The sequence below is a fragment of the Ruegeria sp. A3M17 genome (genome assembly GCF_003318255.1).
Classification (GTDB): domain Bacteria; phylum Pseudomonadota; class Alphaproteobacteria; order Rhodobacterales; family Rhodobacteraceae; genus Ruegeria.
This window is the reverse complement of sequence record NZ_QOCF01000031.1, coordinates 114,322-135,325: the sequence shown is the minus strand read 5'-3', so window position 1 is coordinate 135,325 and position 21,004 is coordinate 114,322. Positions and strand designations below refer to the sequence as shown.

Genomic DNA, 21,004 nt, shown 5'->3' with positions numbered 1-21,004 from the left:
GGATTGGAAACATGGCAATCGAGTATCTTAAACGCGGCAAATCCGATGCGGACCGGGCGGAAGATGATGCCAAGACCCGCGCCGTGGTTGAGGCGACGCTGAAAGACATCGAAACCCGCGGTGATGCTGCGGTGCGTGAATTGAGTGAGAAGTTCGACAACTACTCGCCAGCCTCGTTCCGCCTGAGCCAGCAGGAAATCGATGACTTGATCGGTCAACTGACCGATAGGGAACTGGCCGACATCAAATTTGCTCAGGAACAGGTGCGCACCTTTGCACAGGCTCAGCGGGATTCAATGCTGGACATCGAGGTTGAAACCCTGCCGGGCGTGATCCTTGGCCATAAGAACATCCCCGTACAATCGGTCGGATGTTACGTCCCCGGAGGCAAGTTCCCGATGGTGGCATCGGCCCATATGTCTGTGGCCACGGCCTCGGTTGCCGGTGTCCCTCGTATCATCGCCTGTACGCCTCCGTTCAAAGGCACACCAAACCCGGCAGTGATTGCGGCCATGCATTTGGGTGGCGCGCATGAGATCTACGTTATGGGCGGTATTCAGGCCATTGGTGCGATGGCTTTGGGCACAGAGACTATTGATCCCGTTCACATGCTGGTTGGTCCCGGTAACGCCTTTGTCGCGGAAGCCAAACGCCAGCTGTTCGGGCGCGTCGGCATTGATCTGTTTGCAGGTCCCACCGAAACTATGGTGATCGCCGATGAGACCGCAGCAGATGCCGAACTGTGCGCAACCGACCTGCTGGGGCAGGCCGAACACGGCTATAACAGCCCCTGTGTGCTGCTAACCAACTCTCACAAGCTTGCCAAAGAGACACTGACCGAGGTGGACCGCTTGTTGCGTATCCTGCCGACTGCAGACACCGCGAAAGTGTCTTGGGATGAATATGGCGAGGTGATCGTCTGCGACACATATGATGAGATGCTGCAAGTCGCAGATGACATCGCCTCAGAACATGTGCAGGTGATGACAGATCGCGACGATTGGTTTCTGGAGAATATGACCTGCTATGGCGCGCTGTTCCTTGGTCCGCGCACCAATGTGTCGAACGGGGACAAGGTGATTGGTACGAACCACACCCTGCCAACCAAGAAGGCCGGGCGTTACACCGGTGGGCTTTGGGTTGGGAAGTACCTGAAAACGCACAGCTACCAAAAGGTTCTGACCAATGAGGCGGCGACACTGATCGGCGAATACGGCTCGCGTCTGTGCATGTTGGAAGGCTTTGTGGGCCACGCCGAACAGTGCAATGTCCGTGTGCGTCGCTATGGCGGCATCAACGTGCCCTATGGCGAGCCGGCGCCGTATCGGGATGCTGCTGAATGAGTGACAGGCATACACAGCATAAAGCCCTGATCGCTCCGCTCAGGGCTGCGATGTATGATTTTTCCGAGGCCGGTGTTCGCGCGGCACTGGCCGAGGTAACGGCCTCGGACGCCGTTCTCCACCTGTGCCATCCCTTTGGCGACAGCATTGGCAGCGACGCTTTCTATGACCGCGCCTATAAAGACCTGTTGACTGCATGGCCCGATCTGGAACGGCGGGATTACATCGTCATGGGTGGACCGGATGAACATGGTTCTGACTGGGTTGGATGCGGCGGCTACTACACCGGTACATTCACCAGCCCGTGGCTGGACATCCCGCCGACCGGCCACCAAGTCACCATGCGGTTTCATGAGTTTTACCGTTTCGAAAACGGCAAAGTTGCTGAAATGCAAGCCCTTTGGGATATCCCCGAGGTGATGATGCAGGCCAGTGCCTGGCCCATGGCCCCCAGTCTTGGCCGCGAATGGCACGTGCCCGGCCCGGCCACGCAGGACGGGTTCGTTCCCGGTCCGTATGATGAGGCAAAGGGCAAAGAGACCTGCAAGCATATCATCGACATGCTGGAGCACCTCAAGAAACACCCGTCGCAAGGCGGCCCCGAAGTTATGGAGATGGAGCGGTTCTGGCATCCCCGCATGAACTGGTATGGCCCCTCAGGCATCGGCACCGGACGAGGCTATGCAGGATTCCGCAACTGGCACCAGATCCCGTTTCTGAACGGGATGCCGGATCGCGGGCAGTACGTGGACGACATCACCTATCACTTCTTCGGCGATGGCGAATACGCGGCTGTGACCGGCTGGCCCAATATGATCCAGACCGTCACTGATGACGGCTGGATGGGCATCGCGCCCTCGGGCAAGAAAATCACCATGCGCAGCCTCGATTTCTGGCGGCTGGAAAACGGGCGCATTCGTGAAAACTGGGTGCTGGTCGATCTTCTGGATGCTTATCGCCAGCTAGGCGTTGACGTCTTTGCCCGTCTGCGGGAATTCAATAAGGCCCGAAACGTGGGGCGCATTGAAGTACCGGATGGAATGAGCTGATGACTGAATTGCCGCGCACCCCTTCGTTTTCCCTGAGGGGAAAGACCGCCCTGGTGACAGGTGCCTCTTCAGGCATTGGGCAGGGCTGTGCCGTGGCCCTGGCCGAGGCGGGCGCGCATGTCGTCTGTGCGGCCAGAGGCGAAGATCGGTTGAATGCAACTGTCGCTGCTCTGCAGGCAGAGGGTTGGTCGGCCGAGGCGCTGGTTTTGGATCAAGGCGATCTGGATGCGCTAAAGCAGCTTTTTGAAACGCGCAGCTTTGATGTTGTGGTGAATTCGGCCGGGGTTGCACGGCACAGTGCTGCTATTGAGACAACGCCAGAGGATTTCGATGTTGTCACCGGCGTCAATCTGCGTTCGGCCTACTTCCTATCGGCCTATGCCGCGCGTGCTTTGATCGAGGCTGACAGGCCAGGTTCGATCATCCACATCTCCAGTCAAATGGGGCATGTTGGAGGGGTCGAACGGGCGCTCTACTGTGCGACCAAACACGGGCTTGAGGGGATGGTCAAATCAATGGCCATCGAATGGGGCAAACAGGACATTCGGATCAATACGGTCTGCCCGACGTTTATCCGAACGCCTCTGACCCAATCTACCTTTGACAACCCAGAACGCGCCGCGTGGATCATGGATAAGATCAAGTTAGGTCGCGTGGGCGAGGTCGAAGACATCATGGGCGCGGTACGCTACCTCGCCTCAGACGCCTCGGCGCTGGTCACGGGCACTTCGATGTTGATTGACGGAGGTTGGACGGCAGACTGATGGCTGAGAAAGTAACATCACTTCAGGTCGCCCAGCTTGCAGGTGTCAGCCAGTCTGCCGTCAGCCGCGTCTTCACGCCGGGCGCTTCGGTCAGCAAGAAGACGGAAGAGAAAGTGCGCAAAGCCGCGACCGAGCTTGGCTATCGCCCCAATGTGTTGGCGCGCGCTATGGTGTCAGGCAAAAGCCGCATCATCGGTTTGGTCGTCGCCTATCTCGACAACTATTTCTATCCCGAAGCGCTTGAGAAGTTGTCGAACGAGTTGCAGGAGCAAGGCTATCACGTCCTGATCTTCATGGCCTCCAGAACCGCCGGAAACATTGACGACGTTATGGAGGAAATTCTTGATTATCAGGTTGATGGCGTGATCCTGGCCTCGGTCGCGATGTCGTCCGATATCGCAACACGGTGCCAACAGGCTGGTGTACCAGTCGTGCTGTTCAACCGTAGTCAGGATATCGACGGGATCACCTCGGTGACCTCTGACAATTATTCCGGCGGTCGCAAGGTCGCCGAATTCTTTGTTGCCGCAGGCCACAGTCGCATCGCTTATATTGCCGGTTGGCAGGGTGCCTCAACCCAGCGAGACCGCGAGGCCGGGTTTCGCGCCGCACTCGGTGATGCGGGTCAGGATTTGTACGCCTACGAAATCGGAGAGTTCCTGACCGAGAATGCGCGATTGGCCGCGCGCCGCATGTTTGATGTTGAACCGCAAAAACGACCCGACGCGGTGTTCGTCGCCAATGACCATATGGCGCTTGCCGTGATGGACGTCATTCGGTTTGAACTGGGAATGCGTATACCAGAAGACGTTTCTATCATTGGATACGATGACGTACCGCAGGCGGGATGGCTTGCCTATAACCTCACCACCATTCGTCAACGCGCCAACCTGATGGTTGCTGAGACCGTTGATGCCTTGTTGGACCATATTGAAAACCCGGCAGTTGCCGCAGCCCGCAAGGTCGCGATTGATGGGCCGTTGATCGTGCGCACTTCGGCACGGCTGCCCAAAGGCTGGACCCCGCAAAGGATGAGTACATGAAAGGCTTTGATCCCAAGTTCCGGGATTTTCCCGACTATATCATCGGAATTACCAAAGAGATCTGGGAAGACCGGGGCATCGCAACCCTGCACGAGTATTACAGCGAAGACATCGTCGTTCGCTCACCCGGTTCGGTGGTTTTGGGAAATCAGAATGTGATCGGCGCCACGATGGCGACCTTGGCCGAGTTTCCGGATCGGCAGTTGATGGGTGAAGATGTGATCTGGTCGGGCACGCCGGAAGAGGGCATGCTGAGCTCTCACCGCATCCTCTCCACTGCCACGCATCTGGCCGAGGGGGTTTACGGCAAGCCTACGGGTACAAAACTATGCTATCGAATTCTGGCCGACTGCCACGCCATCGACAACCAGATCAACGACGAATGGTTGATCCGCGATCAGGGCGCGATTGTGCGGCAGATGGGCTGGGACCCAAAGGAATACGCCGCTGATCTGATTGCGCGCGAGGGCGGTAAGGACAGCTGCACCAAGCCTCTGACCCCCGAAATCGACCAGCCCGGCCCCTACAAGGGTCGCGGCAATGATAATGAGTGGGGGCAGCGATATGCTGATATCCTGACCCGGATTATGAGTGCCGATATGGGCACAATCACGGCCGAATATGACCGTGCGGTGCAGTCGGAATATGTGGGCGGCGTCACGGGGCACGGCTGGGATGCTGTCGACCGTTTCTGGATGGGGCTGCGGGCAAGTTTCCCGAATGCTGAATTCAAGATTGAACACCAGATCGGGCGCGACGACCCGGATATGTCGCCGCGATCAGCAATTCGCTGGAGCCTTTGGGGCAAGCATGACGGATGGGGCATGTTCGGAGCGCCGTCGGGGGCACAGGTTTATGTCCTCGGCATCAGTCACGCCGAGTTTGGCGCACTGATTGCGGGGCAGCCGCAGTTGCGCCGTGAATACACTCTGTTTGATGAAACCTCGGTCTGGAAGCAGATCTTGTTGCAGAACGGAGAGGTCTGAGTGGCCCGCCCGGTCGCATATCGCATCCTTGCAGGTGGTCTGCGTGAAACCGGAGCCCGTCGACGTTTCCATGTGTTCCGTCAAAGCCTGCGGGCGCGGCGACTGAACCTGCGCCCGCCAGGGGAGTGAGCGCCTGTGCCGCCTGAGCACACGAGCTTGCATTCCTGAAAACAAAATATCGGATCATACGTAATGACCAAATCAGCCATCACTTCCCGCATTGTCCGCTACGGCGAGCTCCAACCCTGTAAAACCGCATTTATCGATGCCCATACGCCGGGCAGCGATCAGAAAGAGAATTTCACGATCATCGGCGGTGGCGTCTCGGAGTCCCCGGATCAACACGTGCACATCACCGACAAGGTCGGCTTCAACATCGGTGCCGCGGGTCAGCCGCCGAAATGCCGGAACTCATTGCACACCCACACAACGGCCGAGGTTTTCTTTGTTGCCAAAGGACGCTGGCGCTTTTTCTGGGGCCGTTATGGCACCGCCGGTGAGTTCATCGCCGAGGAGGGCGATATTTTTAACATCCCGACCGGCATCTTCCGTGGTTTCGAAAACGTTGGCCAGGACTACGGTATGATCATGGCAATCCTGGGCGGAGACGACGCGGGAGGAGGCGTCACTTGGGCCCCTCAGGTCATCGAAGATGCGCAGGCGCATGGCCTGACGCTGGGTGACAATGGCGTTCTTTACGACACCAAGAAAGGGCAAGAGCTGCCTCACAATGTGCGGCCAATGCCCTTGCTGACCGAAGAGCAGTTGAAGGGCTATCCTGAGGTTCCGGTTGAGGATGTCGTCGGCAAATATGTTGCACGGTATTGGGATTTGATGGCGTTGTCGGCCAACAAGCCTGCGCAGGTGATTGGCGAGAGCGGGCTGATCAAGGATAAGCCGGGGTTTGCGGTCGACTTCCTTGGCCGCGGGTCCTCTGTGACCGAACCGATTGCGACGGATAAACCTGTGGTTCTGATGCCAGCCAGCGGTCACTGGCATATCTCGATCGACGGGCACGAAACCACAATTTCGACAGGCGACACAGCTCTGGTTCTGCCCGGTGAATCCTATAGCGTTCAGCCATCAATGACCGGGCAGGCGGGCCTGTACCGGATCACTGCAACCGATGAACCGGCAGGAGCGACCTGGACAGGATGAGCGCAGACCCGAACGACACCCAAGCCATATATGAGCGGCAAGCCACAGAGTATGACAAGCGCCGCTCAAAGGCCCTGTTCGAAGCGCGCTGGCTGGCGCGCTTCACGGCCAGCCTTAAACCGGGTGACCATGTACTGGATCTGGGCTGTGGCACAGGCGATCCCATTGCGCGCTGGTTTATGGCCGAAGGGTTTGACGTCACAGGTGTCGATTTTTCCAAAGCCATGCTGGCCATCGCCAAAGAACGCTGGCCGGACGGGGATTGGCGGAAAGCTGACATGCGGGAATTTGAGCTGGATCAGCAATTCGATGGGATCATCGCCTGGAACAGCTTTTTTCACCTGACAGCGGATGAGCAGAAGAGCTGCATCACCCGCATGGCGCGCCATTTACATAGCGGTGGAATGCTGATGCTGACCGTAGGCCCACGCGCAGGGGAAGTCAGCGGTACGGTGGGATCAGAGCTCGTCTACCACGCCTCGTTGTCCCCGGCCGGTTATGCAACCTGCCTTGAAGAGAACGGGCTGCAATTGACCGGTTTTTTGGCCGAAGACCCCGAAACCCAAAGCCATACTGTGCTGATGGCACGAAAACTGTAAGGAGGTCTTTATGGCCGTAAAAACCACACATGTTGGGTCTTTGCCCCGAACACAGGACGTCGTGGATCTTATCTTTGCCAGGGAAAACGGTGAACCTTATGAAGCAGCCGCGTTTGACGCGTGCATGGCTGCCGCAGTCTCTGAAACGGTGCGCAAACAGGTCGAAGCTGGCGTTGATTTAGTCAGCGACGGAGAGACTTCGAAGATTTCTTACGCGACCTATGTCAAGGACCGCTACACCGGGTTTTCCGGTGACAGCCCTCGAAACGCGCCTGCAGATTTGAAGATGTTCCCCGGCTTTCTGCAGCGGCTGGCCAATGATGGCGGCACGCCGCAATACGCCCGACCAATGTGCACCGGCGAGGTGCGATCGAAAGGGCAGGGCGAGCTAGAGAAAGACATTGCCAACCTCAAGGCGGCTATGACGCAGCATGGGGTCGAGCGCGGTTTCATGAATGCCGCGTCCCCGGGCGTGATCTCTCTGTTTTTGCAGAATGATTTCTACCCCACGCGTGAGGCCTATCTGGCGGCGCTGGCCGATGCCATGAAAGAGGAATACGAAACCATCGTGGCCGCTGGTTTGGATCTGCAACTGGATTGCCCCGATCTGGCCCTGTCACGTCACATGCTATTCACAGACATTTCTGACGACGCGTTCGTCAAAATCGCAGACATGCATGTCGAGGCCCTGAACCACGCACTTCAGAACGTCCCGCAGGATCGCGTGCGGGTACATATCTGCTGGGGCAACTACGAAGGCCCGCACTGCTGCGACATTGCAATGGACAAGGTGTTCAGCACCCTGATGGCGACCAAATCGCGCTATGTCCTGTTTGAGACCTCGAACCCGCGTCACGCCCACGAGTGGACCGTGTTCCGCGACCGCAAATCTGAGATACCCGGTGACAAGGTTTTGGTCCCCGGTGTGGTCGACACCACCACCAATTTCGTCGAGCATCCCGCGCTTGTGGCCCAACGGATCGAACGTTTTTCGGGAATCGTCGGCGCGGACCGGGTGATGGCAGGCAGCGATTGCGGCTTTGGCACTTTCGCGGGCTTCGGCGCGGTTGACCCTCAGATCGCCTATGCCAAGTTGGCCGCGCTATCTGAGGGGGCCAAGCTGGCCTCCGCATGACACCCGTGATTTTCTTGCCGGGCATGATGTGTGACGCCCGGCTTTTTGGCCCGCAAATAGACGCACTGTCTGGCAGGATGCCGGTGATGACTTTCCCGTTGTCGCGGCATGACAGCGTACAGGCAATGGCAGATGACATTCTGCAAAATACGCCGTCTGAATTCGCGCTGGCAGGATTGTCGATGGGCGGTATCGTGGCAATGGAAGTATTGCGTCATGCCCCGGAACGTGTTTCGCGCCTGGCTTTGCTTGACACAAATCCACTAGCCGAAAAACCAGAGGTTAAAGCCCGCCGCGCGCCTCAAATGGCAGCCGTTCGCGACGGCAAGCTGAGGTCGGTGATGCGAGACGAGATGAAGCCCAGTTACCTGTCGGACGGGCCCAACCGGGGGGCTATCCTGGATCTGTGCATGGCAATGGCCACCGACTTGGGCCCTGACGTATTCTTGCGCCAATCGCAGGCTCTGATGGATCGCCCGGACCAAAGCGTGACGCTGACAGCTTACACGGGAAAGGCTTTGGTTCTGTGTGGGCAAGAAGATCGGCTGTGCCCCGTGGAACGCCACCAGTTGATGCACGATCTATTGCCAGACAGCGCGCTGGAGATCATCGAAGGCGCTGGGCATCTGCCGACATTGGAACAACCCCAAGAAACCACAGCGGCCTTGATCCGTTGGTTGGAGGACACATGACGCCATCCCTTTTGTCTCTGCTTCGCAAGGTCGATACCCCCACCGTCTGCAATGCCATCGAAGTGGCGCAGGGCAAGCGCGGGTTCGATGATTTCACTCGCGGCACCATGTTGTGTTCAGCGCCTGAAGAACCTCCGATCGTCGGTTATGCCCGCACGGCCAAAATAGCGGCAGTCAATCCACCGACCGAGCCGCCTGACGTCATCAAGGCCCGACGTATGGCCTATTATAAATACATGGCCGAAGCGCCCAATCCGTGCGTCGCGGTGATCGAAGATATGGATTATCCGGATTGCATCGGAGCCTATTGGGGTGAAATCAATACATCCGTCCACAAGGGTTTTGGTATGTCCGGTGTCGTAACCAATGGCGTCATGCGGGATCTGGGTGACTTACCCAAGGGGTTCCCGGTCGTCGCCGGTTCCGTCGGGCCAAGCCACGGTTTCGTCCACGTCCGCGAGATTGATACACCGGTTTCCGTTTTTGGCCTGACAGTTAATCCTGGCGAACTGGTGCACGCCGACCGTCATGGCGCGTTGGTCGTACCCGGTGATGTCGTCGATCAGCTAGAAGCCGCAATCCAAAAGCTATTGGCGACAGAACACATCGTCTTGGATGCAGCCTGTCAGCCGGAGTTTGATTTTGATGCTTTTGAGACCGCTTGGGCGGCCTTTGAAAAAGCCAGGGTCTGATTATTGGGGCAGTTACTCCACATGCCGGTTGAGTGGAGAAGAAAAAACCCAAGGTCTTGCTGATTTCAGTTGAGAAGTGATCTGGTATTTTCACCGAGATTTGCCTCGTCCCTGTTCATTCGCAGCGATCATCTTGTGGTCGGAACAAACTTGGCGGAGGGTCTCTTTGAAGACCATCGTCAAAAACGGGTTTGTAACCACTCGCAAAAAGCGGCCGAAACGTGTGACCCTGCCGTACCTGTTTTGTGTTGCAAGACGTAGTGGGCCTGGCCTGTATCAACGGGGGCGCCGACAATTTTGATCTGGCGGCCGCTTGCGATGGCTTGCTGCGCGAACCGGTTGATCATAATGGTGCAGCCGCTTTCCGCGGCCACCAATTCGCAGGCGGCAACCGAGGTATCGACGATAAGGCGCGGGGATACATCTGCATTGGGCAGACCACGGGCCGACAGATACCGCGCCCAATGATCGTCGAACCCCAGAACGTGGATGGCAGCGTGGGCCAGCAGGTCCTTGGGTGTTTTGATCTTTGGCGCGGTGCGCACACCGCAAACCGGAACGATGTACTCATCAGAAAGCTTGATCATGCGCGTGTCGGAATGGGTTTGCGGAGCCAGCAGGATGTCAATGTCCACGGGATGCCCTTCCCGACCGCTCTGCCACAAAGAGGTAACAAGTTTGATTCCGATACCGGGATGGGCGGTCTGAAAGGTGGCAAGTTGCGGCGCCAGCCAAATGATCATGGCCGCCGACGCCCGCACCACGATCGCCGTCTCCAAGGCAGGCCCAAATAGGCCGTTTGTGGAAAAAGCAATGTGCTCCAATGAATCCCGCACCGATATCAAATAGGCCCGGCCGATTTCCGTCAGTTGCAGGCTTTTCGCCTTGCGAATGAACAGTTTCTGCCCCAGCTGACCTTCCAGCGCCTTCATGTGCTGACTGACTGCCGTTTGTGTCAGCCCCAACTCTCGACTGGCGGCGGTAAAGCTTAAATGACGTGCGGCGGCCTCGAAAGTGCGAAGCCAGTTCAGATTCAGATTGCTTTTCATTGCCCATTCATAAGTTTTTTATGTGCATGGAGGCAAATTCTTTCATTTTCCTTCATTTTGGGCGACGGCTAGACAGAAATAATCGACGACGAAGTCGACCAGACGAAAAGGAGCGACCTATGCCGGAGATCATTCAAGAAACAGACACCGACATGGTTTTGAGCCTTGTGGATCTGGCGCGCTATCCCATTGCGGATCTGGAAAGTGCCGAAGGCGCTGCGTTTCTCAAGGCTTGTCAGGACCAGATGGAGGAACATGGCTGGTGCAATCTGGATGGGTTTATCCGTCCCGAGGCGCTGGTTGCTCTGGCCGATGAATCCAACGCCTTGCTGCCCACCGCTGACGTGCTGACCATCAAGCGCAACATCTACCAGGGCGCAATTGATCCGTCGCTGCCCAAGGATGATCCGCGTCGTAAGGAATATACGCATGTGGCAACGCAATTGGCGGACGATCAGCTGCCAAATGAAACGCTCATCCAACAGCTTTATCAGTCGCCGCGTTTGACGGACTTTGTGCGCCGCGTTCAAAAGAAAGAGGTGCTGCATCGTTGCGCCGATGAGTTTCAGGCGCTGAATGTCGTCGCCCTGCATCCAGGAAGCTGGCACGCCTGGCACTATGATACGACGGAATGCACCGTGACGTTGCTGTTGCAGGCCGCTGAAACTGGCGGTGATTTTGCCTTCTTGCCAAACTCGCGCACCGACGAAACCGAAGACCGCGAGGCGGTGGATCGTTTGCTTGCCGGCGATATGTCCCATGCACAGAAGTTTGACCGGGGTGCCGGTACTTTTACCCTGTTTCGCGGTGGCTATTCTTTACACGGGGTCACAGAGGTCGAAGGGTCGACCCGCCGTGTCACCGCGATTATGACATATGACGAACAGGAAGGCCGTTTGATCAGCGACGACATCAACATTCGGATCTATGGTGATCGCGTCAAAAATATTCTCGCGGATCGCGCAGCCCCCAGCATCAACGCATAAAGGACCAAGCCATGAAAACTGCTCTACTCGTCATTGATGTGCAAATGGCACTGGCTCATGAGGATGCAGCCGGTGCCGTGCGATCTTGCCCCGAGGCAGGCGACAATATCGGCCGGCTTCTGAGCAGGTTTCGCGCGCAAGGTGACAAGATCGTCCATGTGCATCACCACGGGCTTGACCCCGGCGATCCATTTCATGCGGATGCGCCTGGTGCGGCTGTTCAACCCTTTGCGGCACCGCAGGGGGATGAGCCGGTGATCATCAAATACGTCTCCAGCGCCTTCGCCGGAACCTCGCTCGAGGCTGATCTGCGCGCCGACAATATTGAGCGTGTGGTCATCTGCGGGGCCACGGCCAATCACTGCGCCGAGTCTGCCGCGCGCTCTGCAAGCAGTCTGGGCTTTGAGATGGTCTATGCCTCAGATGCCGTCTGGGCTTATGACGCGACCGGGCCGGACGGGGTGACCCACAGCGCCGAACAGATCCATTCCGTCACACTTGCCAACCTGCAGGGTGAGTTTGGTGAGGTATGTTCGACCGACACCATCCTGAACGCGTAAGCAAAACAACTAACCCCGAGGACCGCGAAGATGCGCATTGGATTTATTGGGCTTGGCACCATGGGCGGCCCTGCGGCCCTGAACCTGATCAAGGGCGGGCATGACCTGACGGTCTGCGACCTTGATCGAAACCGGGCAGAAGAGCACCTGGCGCTTGGGGCGAAGTGGGCAGAGACCCCTGCGGCAGCGGCGCAAGCGGCGGATATCGTGTTCACCATGGTCTTTGGACCAAAGCAAATCGAACAAGTGGCAGGCGGCGACGATGGGCTGCGGTCCGCCATGTCCGCGGGGCAGGTTTGGGTGGATATGACAACCAACAAACCCGCCTTTGTGCGCGAGCTTGCCGCCACCTTTGCTGAGATCGGAGTGCAGTTGATTGATGCGCCGGTCACAGGTGCCGTCGATGGCGCACGTACCGGCAACATGCCCCAATTTGCAGGTGGGGATGAGGCGACCGTCGCGCGTATTCGTCCTGTGATGGAGCTGATGGGGCCGCTACACTACATGGGCCCCAGCGGCAGCGGGTCCGTGACGAAACTGGCCAGCAATCAGCTTTGGGCCATCCATGCGACAGCCATGGGTGAAGCACTTGTGATGGCGGTGAAATCCGGTGTCGATCTGTCACGGGCCTGGGATGCGCTTAAGATCGGGGCCAGCGAAAGCTGGTGTATGCATCACGACGCCCCGTCCGTTTTTGCCGGACATTATGATCCGTCCTTCACCCTGGACCTGTGCCAAAAGGATCTGGGCCTGATCGTCGAGGCCTGCGACGACGCCGGCACCGCCGCCCCGGCCACACGGCTGGTGTGCACGCAGTTCGAAGCGGCCCGCGAAAAGTACGGGGGTGACAAGGGCGAATTGCATGTGGTGAAGCTTGAAGAGGACAATGCTGGCGTGTCACTTCGCCTTGACGGGGATTGGATCCCGCACTGGGAAAAATAACGAAGGGCCAATCTGGGCCCTAACCCCAAGGACGCGTGGCACTGGTTAATGAGCGCATCTGCTGCCCAGCATTCGAAGGGCCGCTTTGAAGCGGTAGCTGACGCAAATGTTGATCCTTATCGTTCCAGCCCAACATCCTGAACAGGAATACCCAAACCGACTTTCTTTCTTCCCATGACAACAGATGTGCGAAATCGACGGACGTTTGAGTTGTCGAAGAACAGTCGTTTCGTGAGTTCCTGAAAATCATCCATATCCTTTGCGGTGCAGACCAGACAGAAGTCGGCGTCTCCGGTGATGTAATAGCACTGCTGTACCATAGGCTCTGATTGCGCCTGACGTGAGAATGCGTCGATCTGATCCTGACGCTCACGCTCCAATTCGACCATGACAATGAAGCTCATCGCGACACCCAGCTTTTTCGGGTCAACGATGGCGACTTCCGATAGAATTGCGCCCGAGGTTCTGAGTGCCTTTAACCGCCGCTGAACAGAGGCCACGGACAAGCCTGTTTCGGACGCAAGCGCTTCGAGGCCTATCTTGGCATCGGTTTGCATCAAATGAAGCAGATTTCGGTCAAACTGATCGAGTTTCATGAGAATTTCCTTTGAGGCAAGAAAATTTCCCGATAATTAGGAAAAATTGACCATAATAGATCACCCTTCGCGTGTACAACTTTCTGTATGAAAAATCCAACGATACTCGATGTTGCAAAACCGCTGGCGCTGCTGGCTGCATGCCCTGCCTATAAACCAAGTCTGTTGGAGACACGCAGTCTCCAAGACAGACCTATTCTGATCAAGGACGAAACCAACAGGATGGGATTGGGCGCATTCAAAGCGCTCGGGGGCGTTTACGCTGTTGCCAAGCTGATAGAAGCGCGGGTTGGTCATCCTTTGGAACCAAACGCCTTTTTGGATGAGTCCGTAAAGGCCATCGCGCGTTCGATGACTTTTGTCTGTGCCAGTGCAGGCAATCATGGCATGGCCGTGGCCGCCGGTGCGCGGCTGTTTGGCGCAAAGGCCCGCATTCACCTTGCTGAAACAGTGCCAGAGGACTTTGCAATTCGCCTGCGGTGTAAGGGTGCTGAAGTTGTCCGATCGGGCGACGACTACGAGGCGAGCGTTGCGGCAGCCATAGCCGACGCAGAGGCATCTGGCGCAATCCACCTCGCCGATGGATCATGGCCTGGATATACGGAACCTCCGCGGTTGGTGATGGAAGGCTATACTGTCATCGCCGAAGAAATGCGGATAGAGTTGGAAAACTCTGGGAATTGGCCAAGCCACGTTTACTTGCAAGCAGGTGTTGGCGGGCTAGCTGCGGGGATCGCTTACATGATCCGGTCAACCTGGGCGGTTCAGCCAAAGATCATAGTGGTCGAACCGGATGCGGCCCCTTGCCTTGCCGAAAGCACCCGGGCGGGGCAGATCGTAACGGTTGAGGGCCCCGTGTCCAATATGGGGCGTCTGGATTGCAAAACGCCTTCTATGTTGGCTTTGGAAATTCTGGAACGGTGCGCCGACGACTGGGTTACGGTCACTGACTTGCAGGCCTTGGACGCTGTAAAACATGCGCGCGATCTGGGCTTTTCCACCACGCCATCTGGCGCAGCGGGGCTTGCAGCCTTGTTGACGGACGAGGCTAAATTGCCGTTGATCGTGCTGTCCGAAGGAGACGTTCCCGATGCTTGATCTCGTTGCGTTTCGCCGTGATCTGCATGCCCACCCGGAAACAGGCTTCGACCTTGACAGGACCTCGGAGCTGATCGCGGCCGAGTTGGAACGCGCGGGACTTGAGGTCAGCCGGGGTGTGGGCCGCACGGGAATTGTGGCCACCTTGCGCCGTGGTCCGGACGAAACCGCAATCGGTTTTCGAGCCGACATGGACGCGCTGCCGATACACGAGGCCACCAACTTGCCGTACCGCTCGGGAACGGAAGGCAAGTTTCATGGATGTGGCCACGATGGCCACAGCACCATGCTGTTGGGGGCCGCACTGGAGCTTGCGGCAGACTCGTCTTTTGACCGCACCATTCACTTCATCTTTCAGCCGGATGAAGAGAACGGAAACGGGGCCGCTGCGATGATCGCGGACGGATTGTTCGAACGTTTCCCGATGGCCGCAATCTTCGGCCTTCACAACATGCCCGGAATGGAGCTTGGTCACTTTGCCACGCAAAGGGGCTCATTCTGCGCGTTCGAGGATAATTTTGAGATACGCGTTCAGGGTCAGGGCGGGCACGCGTCCATGCCGGAGAAAGGCGTGGATCCGATTGTGACTGGGGCGGCAATTGTGCAGCAGTTACAGACAATCGTTTCTCGCACGCTTCCACCAAGCGAACACGCGGTCGTTTCCATCACTGAATTCCTGACGGATGGCGCGCGCAACATTCTGCCCAGCAACGTAACCCTAAGGGGGGATTGCCGGGGCTTTTCCAGGGATGTGTCCGAAAATATCGAGCGCAAAATGCGCGCCATAGTCGCCGGGGTATGTGCAGCACAAGGCGCAGAGGCGGAGGTTGATTACTCGACTTCCTTCCGGCCATTGGTGAACGATGCCAGAGCCACTGACATGATCGTGGGTGCCGCTCGTGATGTTGGCAGCGTTGATGCGGAATACGGTCGGGTAGGATTCTCTGAAGATTTCGCAGAGTTTCTTGCACACCGTCCCGGGGCCTTCATCCTGATGGGCAACGGAGTGGAGGGGAACAATTCGATGGCGCTTCATAACCCGTCGTATGATTTCAACGACGAGGCGATCAGACACGGGATCGCGTTCTGGACCAGCACCGCGCGGCGGGAATTTTGATGGCAAGCGGTGCCTGAATAAGCCCTAATAGCGGGCATTTTATCCGTCCAAGTTCCCAATCGAACCTTCGGCCGATCTCATGCGGCGATTGTTTTCTTTGCTGGGCCATTTTATCTGGTGACCACCGCCAGTGCCTCACCGAAACCCAGATACATTGCGTGACGCAGTTGTCGCAAAGCCTCATGGTCCGAACTTCAACCCAGTAGATCGCGGCAAATCTGTTTCGTATCGCCGTCTGCGCCATGTGACCCAAAACCCTCGGGGCGGGTGCTTTTTTCTTATACCGACGGCAGATCCCAAAGGTTAATAGATGGTTAACATATCTCGGTACTTGATTGCGCGGCGATCTTCTTGTTTTACTGAAAATCAAATCAACCCATGCCCAAACGCGGTGTGAATATACAGTGACAATCGGTACCAAAACTCTGAATCTACAGAACTTTATGACGATGCGGGCAATGGAGTAGCAAGATGGATCAAGACGACGGATCATCACACAATGAGTTTGGGAACCCCGGCTCGATTGACGATATGGTGGCGATGTATCTGGAGGCGCTTGAGGGTGTTCTAGGCTCGTTGCGGGACTACAGCGAAAAGGGTGCACGGGTAGAACCCGACGTGATGTTTCTGCTTGCGCAGGCACAAGCCCGGTGGCTCAGCTCGGCTTTGCGGTACTGGCAGCAGATTGCGACCATCGTCTCGACCCAAGGGACGGACGCGATCGAAGCAACCATACCCAGTGCGGATGGCCCGTCTTTGGAGGCCAGACAGCTGATCGTGCTGGACAAGGCCCGTGCCGTGTTACGCGAGATATCGGATCTGTCGCTGAGCGAGGCAAAACTGTTGCAACGTGATCTTATGGAAATCGAGGCTGAGCTTCGCAAGTCAGTCGGCCCCGTGGGTGATGACCGGGAAGGCCCCCATCGCTATGCAAAATCCAAACCATGAATAACGAAGGTGCCCGCGCCGATTGGGTGATACCGGAACTGGGATTTGAGTCTGAGACGGAACGGTTGCGTACAGCCATTGGCGCGTGGGTTGAATCCACATCCGAGGAGATGCGACCACAGTTAGAAGAGCAGTTTCTGGCCGGCTCAAAGTATTTCCGCCCGTTGACCTTATTTGCTTGCCAGACGGCCGTCGGCAGCGAAGAGATCACGGATGAAACCATCCAGGCGGCCGTAACGCTTGAGCTGTTTCATAACATGACGCTGGTTGTGGACGACATTCTGGACCAGTCGGACGAACGGCGCGGCAAACCGACCATGCACACGGCTTTTGGACAACTTGCGGCGCTGATGACGTCTGGGTTCATGGTTGCGGAAGGCTATCGGATGATGGCGACCGAGCCGCAGGTGGTCGAGTTGTTGTCCGAGTTGATGTCCCGGCTTGGCGCGGCCGAGATCGCGCAGTGGAACAGCCGCACGATGCCGCGCGGGGTCGAGGATTGGCGCAAGCTGGCGCAGGAAGATACCGGTTCGATGTTTGAGGTGGCTGCTTGTCTCGGCGACCGCAGCGAGGGGTTACGTCATTTCGGGGGACTTCTGGGCACCCTGTATCACGCCTGCGATGACGTGTCCGACGTGCGTGGAACCGAAGCCCTGGGTGGTGGGGGTGAAGAGGATATCCGCGACGGGATTCTAACCCTGCCGGCCGCGATAGCTGTACGCGAGCCTGCAATTGCCGAGATGTTCCGCGATCCGAACCCGGGCAATTACGACGCGCTGGCCGAGGCCTTTCGCGCCGCTTTGCCAGAAGCCGAGGCCGAACTGGACCGGATCGCCGCCTGCGCAATAGCCGAGGCCAAACGATTTGCCCGGAACCCCAAAAAGCTGATCACACTTGTGGATCGCACACGCGCTTTGGGCGAAGCCCGCTGATCACAAATAGGCGCGTGCTGCTTTCAGATACTGGCTGTCGAACCCTTCTTCGAACTGCGCCACCAGCGGTTTGATAAGCGCGCGTTGCGCTTCTTTCGCGGGCTGCAAAGATGCCAGACCCAGTGCCGCACGAATTTGCCATGCCAGCGCGGACCGGCTTTCGGCGGCGTCAAATGCAGCGCGATAATGCCGCTCTGCGCCACTGGTATCGCCACGTTTCTGCGCCAGTTCTCCTTTGACCAGGCAAAGGTCAAGTACGTGGTTCAGTTCGCCGCCAACTTGCAGTGGTTGGTCAAGATCGTCCAGAACACGTGCGGCATCCTCGATCCGGTCCTGCGCCAGCAGCAGGCGCGCGTGATTGGCTTCAAAGCAGACGCGGTGGTAATGGACACCGGCATTCTTACAGGCAGCAACCGCCGTGGCCGTGATCTTTTCGGCCTCTTCCAGTTGACCGAGTTTTGCCATGGCCCGGGCGCGCCAGAACGATGCCCAGACACCCAGGAACCTATAGCCATATTCTCCGGCAACCGCGCTGCATTCTTCTGTTAGGTCCATGACCTGTTCCCAGTCACCGTTCCAGTCGTGAATGCGGATCACTCCGTTCGACAGAGCATAGACAAGCGAATAGGGGTCTGGCAGCGACCGGGTGTAATTCAGGATGTCATTGCCGACCTTCACTGCCTGATCCGGGCGGCCCAGAGACCAAAGCGCCGCTGCCCGGAAACATTCTGAGATCACTTTGGGTTCTGCGGCCGACAGGCGTGGCCCCGGCTGGTCCCAAATGCCTTCATCATAAAGCTGCAGCACCCGTTCGCCATAACGCACCGACTCGGCATAGTCGCCGCGGTTGAAATGCGACCATGCCTGCATCGAGGCGGAATAGACTTCATACCGGGTGTTGCCGCTGCGCATGGCCTCGTCTGCGAGCGCCGCAAAGGTCTCGTGCCCCGAGCTTACGTCGCCACGCATGGTTTCAAATGCCCCGATGCCGTAAAGAACCGCAACGCGCAAGTCGGGGTCGTCAACATCCAGGAACAGCTCGCGGGAGCGCTCAAAAGCGGTCTGCGCCTGTGGCGAGGCATAGCTGGTCGCTGCAAAGTGCACGACGCCGATGGTTGACTGCAATTGCAGCTCCAACTTGGCGCGATCCGTCAGGTCGTCGACCTCGCCGACATATTCCAATCCGTTGCTAAGCTGGGCCAGTGCTTCCTTCATCGAGGCCCGACCCCAGGCAGATTTACCAGCTGTCAGCCAATAGGGAACTGACCGGTCGCCCAGACCGGCGGCAACAAAATGGTTTGCCACTTGTTCCGGTCCGGACTTGCAGCGTTCGGGAAATTTTTCTTCCAGTGTTTCGGCAATCTTGCCATGCAATTGTTGCCGCCGCCTCCGCAGTATGGATCGATACGCTGCCTCCTGAATCAAAGCGTGGCGGAACATCAGGCTTTGACCGGTTTGGTCCGGGTATGCAAGGTCTGCGTCACCCAGTTGCGAAAGCGAGTCCGAGAGCTCGGGCAGCGGAGTTCCGGTCACCTGAGACAGCAGGTCGACATCGAATTCCCGGCCGATCACAGCCCCGATTTGGGCGTATTCGCGGGCGGCCCCCAGCTTGTCGAGACGCGCCATCAAACTGTCTTGCAGGGTTTCAGGCACCAGATCCGCACTGTTTCTGAATTCCATCGCAGAGCGGGTCAGCTCTTCGGCAAATAGCGGCACGCCGTCCGATCGTTCCAAAAGTTGCTGGCGCTGTTCAGGAGAAAACGTATCCGACCCTGTCATGCTGTCCAATAGCTCTTCGACTTCTGCGGGTTTGAGGCGCGCCAGTTCGCAGGTGATCAGGTGATCTGCCTGCCAATCATGGGTGAATTCTGGCCTGCAGGTCACAAGCAACAAGATCTGATGATCGGCGAGTTTGGCGGCGAATTTGGTCAGCAAATCCAGCGATGTGGGGTCAATCCAGTGCAGGTCTTCGAAATGCACCAGAAGTGGTGTCCGCTTAGATTGTACGATGACCTGTTCGATTAGCATGTCGATCGTGCGGGTTTTTTGCAGTTCGGGCGACAGGTTCAGCGGTGGATACCTGTCAGAGGGCAGAGAAAACAACGACGCCATTAAGGCGCGCGCTTCGTTCAGATTATCTTCGGCGACTACCAGTTTTTCCAGCTTGTCTAACCGGGCTTCGCTGTCATCGTCTTCCGTGAACCCGAGCACGGTTTCGATCTGACGGCGGATGGGATACAGGGCCGTGTTCTCGAAGTAGGGCGCGGATTGCAGGTGAAGGACGGTGGCGCCTTCGCCCTTGGCCTGATCCACCACCTCATATGTTAGGCGGCTTTTGCCGATACCGGCCTCACCAGAGACAAGGCAGACACGCCCCTTGCCTGATTTGGCATCCTCCCAGGCCGACATCAGGTGCGTCCGCTCGGGCGTGCGACCGACCAGTGGTGTAAGCTGCCGCCGTGCCGAGTTGACGGTGAACCGGTCCTGACGCTGTGCCGTGGATATGACACGCCAAGCCACCTGACCGGGGTCAAACCCCTTCAGATGGATGTTCTCTAGCGCTTCATAGACGAACATATCCCCCAACAGCGAGTGCGTCTTGTTGCCGATTACGATCTGCCCCGGCTTTGCCAACCCCTGTAGTCGGGCGGCAAGGTTTGGCGTATCCCCAGCCACGGCAGAAGTTGAGTTCACTCCGATCTGGTCGAGATCACCGGCCACAACCAAGCCACTTGCAATGCCGATGCGGGCCTGCAGGCGGTCACCTGCTGCAGTATCCAGCCCGGCGACGGCCTCGACAATCTCCAAAGCCGCGCGGCATGCGCGTTCAGCCGCGTCCTCTTGGGCGATCGGATAGCCAAAATAGACCACAACGCCATCACCAAGGTATTGGGCCACGTGCCCCCTGGCATCTTTGACCAACTGCGAAACGGTATCCTGATACAACGCCATAACATCGCGATAATCTTCGGGATCAAGCCGTGCAGACAGGGCGGTCGAGCCGACCAGATCACAAAACATGATGGTAAGGTGCCGCCGTTCGGCGCTTTCCTCACCCGTCATAGCTCCGCTGGGTCTGGGCTGTGCCGCGTCCGGTTTCAGTGCCGTGATCGCCTTGCTGATTTTCAGCCGATGACCCAACACCGTGACACCCATTTCTCTGAGATGGTCACCTGTCACATCTTCAAGGATGTCCAGATCGATACCGTTCTCATCAAACAGTTCGGTGTATTGTGGCAGGCCAATTTCGTTCAGCCATGCCGCAATCGATTTAGTTGTCATCAGTCGTCTCTTATTCGTGCAAGGTATTCTTGT

General features: G+C 57.5%; 21 protein-coding genes. 18 read left to right on the top strand and 3 right to left on the bottom strand.

From position 1 onward, the window contains the following. The first annotated feature begins 11 nt into the window (after window positions 1–11). From hisD to DS906_RS17625, 11 genes are all read left to right on the top strand, one after another. Window positions 12–1,343 (top strand): histidinol dehydrogenase, encoded by a 1,332-nt coding sequence (hisD, locus tag DS906_RS17670; RefSeq protein ID WP_113791415.1) that lies wholly within the window; start codon window positions 12–14, stop codon window positions 1,341–1,343. Further along, the gene (locus tag DS906_RS17665; RefSeq protein ID WP_113791414.1) at window positions 1,340–2,392 is read left to right on the top strand and encodes an ester cyclase; all 1,053 of its coding nucleotides are present in this window, start codon (window positions 1,340–1,342) and stop codon (window positions 2,390–2,392) included. Before hisD ends, DS906_RS17665 begins: the two co-directional genes overlap by 4 nt. Next, window positions 2,392–3,156 carry an SDR family NAD(P)-dependent oxidoreductase gene (locus tag DS906_RS17660; RefSeq protein WP_113791413.1) on the top strand — a complete coding sequence of 255 codons (765 nt, stop codon included), beginning with the start codon at window positions 2,392–2,394 and terminating at the stop codon, window positions 3,154–3,156. The genes DS906_RS17665 and DS906_RS17660 overlap by 1 nt, the downstream gene beginning before the upstream one ends. Then, window positions 3,156–4,199, top strand: a complete 1,044-nt coding sequence (locus tag DS906_RS17655; RefSeq protein ID WP_199528594.1) for a LacI family DNA-binding transcriptional regulator — start codon at window positions 3,156–3,158, stop codon at window positions 4,197–4,199. The genes DS906_RS17660 and DS906_RS17655 overlap by 1 nt, the downstream gene beginning before the upstream one ends. Beyond that, on the top strand, window positions 4,196–5,185 hold the full coding sequence (locus DS906_RS17650) for a nuclear transport factor 2 family protein (protein WP_113791412.1): 990 nt from the start codon (window positions 4,196–4,198) through the stop codon (window positions 5,183–5,185). Before DS906_RS17655 ends, DS906_RS17650 begins: the two co-directional genes overlap by 4 nt. Next, the gene (locus DS906_RS22650; protein WP_255415428.1) at window positions 5,186–5,314 is read left to right on the top strand and encodes a hypothetical protein; all 129 of its coding nucleotides are present in this window, start codon (window positions 5,186–5,188) and stop codon (window positions 5,312–5,314) included. A gap of 63 nt (window positions 5,315–5,377) precedes the next feature. Further along, entirely contained in the window at window positions 5,378–6,343 is a 966-nt protein-coding gene (locus DS906_RS17645) for a cupin (protein WP_113791411.1), read from the top strand. Then, a complete protein-coding gene (locus tag DS906_RS17640; protein WP_113791410.1) occupies window positions 6,340–6,942 on the top strand; it encodes a class I SAM-dependent methyltransferase in 603 nt (200 codons plus the stop codon). Before DS906_RS17645 ends, DS906_RS17640 begins: the two co-directional genes overlap by 4 nt. A gap of 10 nt (window positions 6,943–6,952) precedes the next feature. Continuing rightward, window positions 6,953–8,077 carry a cobalamin-independent methionine synthase II family protein gene (locus tag DS906_RS17635; protein WP_113791409.1) on the top strand — a complete coding sequence of 375 codons (1,125 nt, stop codon included), beginning with the start codon at window positions 6,953–6,955 and terminating at the stop codon, window positions 8,075–8,077. After that, entirely contained in the window at window positions 8,074–8,769 is a 696-nt protein-coding gene (locus DS906_RS17630; RefSeq protein ID WP_113791408.1) for an alpha/beta fold hydrolase, read from the top strand. Before DS906_RS17635 ends, DS906_RS17630 begins: the two co-directional genes overlap by 4 nt. Further along, window positions 8,766–9,461, top strand: coding sequence for an RraA family protein (locus tag DS906_RS17625; protein ID WP_113791407.1), 696 nt, complete (start codon window positions 8,766–8,768; stop codon window positions 9,459–9,461). The genes DS906_RS17630 and DS906_RS17625 overlap by 4 nt, the downstream gene beginning before the upstream one ends. A gap of 179 nt (window positions 9,462–9,640) precedes the next feature. On the opposite strand, the gene DS906_RS17620 is transcribed toward DS906_RS17625, so the two are convergent. After that, window positions 9,641–10,510: a LysR family transcriptional regulator gene (locus tag DS906_RS17620; protein ID WP_113791406.1), complete on the bottom strand. Its 870-nt coding sequence runs from the start codon at window positions 10,508–10,510 to the stop codon at window positions 9,641–9,643. Between the two features lie 119 nt (window positions 10,511–10,629). Between DS906_RS17620 and DS906_RS17615 the strand changes: the two genes are divergently transcribed. The 3 genes from DS906_RS17615 to DS906_RS17605 are packed head-to-tail and all read left to right on the top strand — an operon-like array spanning window position 10,630 to window position 12,998. Continuing rightward, complete coding sequence (locus DS906_RS17615) at window positions 10,630–11,496, top strand: hypothetical protein (RefSeq protein ID WP_233494832.1); 867 nt, start codon at window positions 10,630–10,632, stop codon at window positions 11,494–11,496. An 11-nt stretch (window positions 11,497–11,507) separates the two neighbouring features. Further along, on the top strand, window positions 11,508–12,056 hold the full coding sequence (locus DS906_RS17610; RefSeq protein WP_113791404.1) for an isochorismatase family protein: 549 nt from the start codon (window positions 11,508–11,510) through the stop codon (window positions 12,054–12,056). 30 nt (window positions 12,057–12,086) lie between these two features. Continuing rightward, complete coding sequence (locus DS906_RS17605; RefSeq protein ID WP_113791403.1) at window positions 12,087–12,998, top strand: NAD(P)-dependent oxidoreductase; 912 nt, start codon at window positions 12,087–12,089, stop codon at window positions 12,996–12,998. A 116-nt stretch (window positions 12,999–13,114) separates the two neighbouring features. Here the strand turns inward: DS906_RS17605 and DS906_RS17600 are convergent, their stop codons facing one another. Next, complete coding sequence (locus DS906_RS17600) at window positions 13,115–13,594, bottom strand: Lrp/AsnC family transcriptional regulator (protein WP_113791402.1); 480 nt, start codon at window positions 13,592–13,594, stop codon at window positions 13,115–13,117. 87 nt (window positions 13,595–13,681) lie between these two features. Between DS906_RS17600 and DS906_RS17595 the strand changes: the two genes are divergently transcribed. From DS906_RS17595 to DS906_RS17580, 4 genes are all read left to right on the top strand, one after another. After that, the gene (locus DS906_RS17595; protein ID WP_113791401.1) at window positions 13,682–14,692 is read left to right on the top strand and encodes a pyridoxal-phosphate dependent enzyme; all 1,011 of its coding nucleotides are present in this window, start codon (window positions 13,682–13,684) and stop codon (window positions 14,690–14,692) included. Continuing rightward, window positions 14,685–15,809, top strand: coding sequence for an amidohydrolase (locus tag DS906_RS17590; protein WP_113791400.1), 1,125 nt, complete (start codon window positions 14,685–14,687; stop codon window positions 15,807–15,809). The genes DS906_RS17595 and DS906_RS17590 overlap by 8 nt, the downstream gene beginning before the upstream one ends. 471 nt (window positions 15,810–16,280) lie before the next feature. Beyond that, the gene (locus tag DS906_RS17585; protein ID WP_113791399.1) at window positions 16,281–16,757 is read left to right on the top strand and encodes a hypothetical protein; all 477 of its coding nucleotides are present in this window, start codon (window positions 16,281–16,283) and stop codon (window positions 16,755–16,757) included. Next, window positions 16,754–17,689, top strand: a complete 936-nt coding sequence (locus tag DS906_RS17580) for a polyprenyl synthetase family protein (protein WP_113791398.1) — start codon at window positions 16,754–16,756, stop codon at window positions 17,687–17,689. The genes DS906_RS17585 and DS906_RS17580 overlap by 4 nt, the downstream gene beginning before the upstream one ends. On the opposite strand, the gene DS906_RS17575 is transcribed toward DS906_RS17580, so the two are convergent. Next, a complete protein-coding gene (locus DS906_RS17575) occupies window positions 17,690–20,971 on the bottom strand; it encodes an adenylate/guanylate cyclase domain-containing protein (protein ID WP_113791397.1) in 3,282 nt (1,093 codons plus the stop codon). Window positions 20,972–21,004: the final 33 nt, after the last annotated feature.

Excerpts from the sequence above, each read along its gene's own strand:
- hisD (WP_113791415.1), top strand. The coding sequence starts at position 12 with ATGGCAATCGAGTATCTTAAACGCGGCAAATCCGATGCGGACCGGGCG.
- DS906_RS17665 (WP_113791414.1), top strand. The coding sequence starts at position 1,340 with ATGAGTGACAGGCATACACAGCATAAAGCCCTGATCGCTCCGCTCAGG.
- DS906_RS17660 (WP_113791413.1), top strand. The coding sequence starts at position 2,392 with ATGACTGAATTGCCGCGCACCCCTTCGTTTTCCCTGAGGGGAAAGACC.
- DS906_RS17655 (WP_199528594.1), top strand. The coding sequence starts at position 3,156 with ATGGCTGAGAAAGTAACATCACTTCAGGTCGCCCAGCTTGCAGGTGTC.
- DS906_RS17650 (WP_113791412.1), top strand. The coding sequence starts at position 4,196 with ATGAAAGGCTTTGATCCCAAGTTCCGGGATTTTCCCGACTATATCATC.
- DS906_RS17645 (WP_113791411.1), top strand. The coding sequence starts at position 5,378 with ATGACCAAATCAGCCATCACTTCCCGCATTGTCCGCTACGGCGAGCTC.
- DS906_RS17640 (WP_113791410.1), top strand. The coding sequence starts at position 6,340 with ATGAGCGCAGACCCGAACGACACCCAAGCCATATATGAGCGGCAAGCC.
- DS906_RS17635 (WP_113791409.1), top strand. The coding sequence starts at position 6,953 with ATGGCCGTAAAAACCACACATGTTGGGTCTTTGCCCCGAACACAGGAC.
- DS906_RS17630 (WP_113791408.1), top strand. The coding sequence starts at position 8,074 with ATGACACCCGTGATTTTCTTGCCGGGCATGATGTGTGACGCCCGGCTT.
- DS906_RS17625 (WP_113791407.1), top strand. The coding sequence starts at position 8,766 with ATGACGCCATCCCTTTTGTCTCTGCTTCGCAAGGTCGATACCCCCACC.
- DS906_RS17620 (WP_113791406.1), bottom strand. The coding sequence starts at position 10,510 with ATGAAAAGCAATCTGAATCTGAACTGGCTTCGCACTTTCGAGGCCGCC.
- DS906_RS17615 (WP_233494832.1), top strand. The coding sequence starts at position 10,630 with ATGCCGGAGATCATTCAAGAAACAGACACCGACATGGTTTTGAGCCTT.
- DS906_RS17610 (WP_113791404.1), top strand. The coding sequence starts at position 11,508 with ATGAAAACTGCTCTACTCGTCATTGATGTGCAAATGGCACTGGCTCAT.
- DS906_RS17605 (WP_113791403.1), top strand. The coding sequence starts at position 12,087 with ATGCGCATTGGATTTATTGGGCTTGGCACCATGGGCGGCCCTGCGGCC.
- DS906_RS17600 (WP_113791402.1), bottom strand. The coding sequence starts at position 13,594 with ATGAAACTCGATCAGTTTGACCGAAATCTGCTTCATTTGATGCAAACC.
- DS906_RS17595 (WP_113791401.1), top strand. The coding sequence starts at position 13,682 with ATGAAAAATCCAACGATACTCGATGTTGCAAAACCGCTGGCGCTGCTG.
- DS906_RS17590 (WP_113791400.1), top strand. The coding sequence starts at position 14,685 with ATGCTTGATCTCGTTGCGTTTCGCCGTGATCTGCATGCCCACCCGGAA.
- DS906_RS17585 (WP_113791399.1), top strand. The coding sequence starts at position 16,281 with ATGGATCAAGACGACGGATCATCACACAATGAGTTTGGGAACCCCGGC.
- DS906_RS17580 (WP_113791398.1), top strand. The coding sequence starts at position 16,754 with ATGAATAACGAAGGTGCCCGCGCCGATTGGGTGATACCGGAACTGGGA.
- DS906_RS17575 (WP_113791397.1), bottom strand. The coding sequence starts at position 20,971 with ATGACAACTAAATCGATTGCGGCATGGCTGAACGAAATTGGCCTGCCA.